The following is a 470-nucleotide window of genomic DNA, read 5'->3' as shown; positions in this document are numbered from 1 at the left end:
TGGTTCATGCGTTCTATAAGCACGTTGAAATTGCTCTTCCTATTGACGTCGATGCTTCACTAAGTGATGTCGAGATTAAAATAAGCTCCCAAGGCTGTGCAGATGCAGGCTTGTGCTACCCACCAAAGCACGAAAAGGTCTTATATGTAGCGCAAAAAANTAATAGCGACACAACTAGCAACAAGCTTCAAGCTCCCAACCAGCAACAAACGCCTTCATCTCAAGAAAGCCCAGACTTTGAAAACGCTGCGGGCGTCTTTAGCTTTATTCAGAACAGTAGCCTGCTGGCGATTGTAGGAATATTCTTTTTACTCGGGATCGGATTGACCTTTACACCTTGCGTGTTTCCAATGATCCCGATTATTACCAGCATTATTGCTGGCCAGCAAAAGCCAACGGTCGGTAAATCCTTTATGCTTTCCCTAGCCTACGTTATCGGTATGGCGGCAACCTATGCTGCAGCAGGCGTG

Annotated in this window: 1 protein-coding gene; it reads left to right on the top strand. The window is 46.1% G+C overall.

What is annotated here, in order from left to right:
• Window positions 1–470, top strand: a 470-nt coding sequence (locus A3761_RS05755; protein WP_255374921.1) for a protein-disulfide reductase DsbD domain-containing protein, incomplete at both ends; no start/stop codon positions are given.

Source organism: Oleiphilus sp. HI0123 (assembly GCF_001635315.1).
Note: the sequence above shows the minus strand (reverse complement) of the source record. Positions and strands in the feature narration are given on the sequence as shown.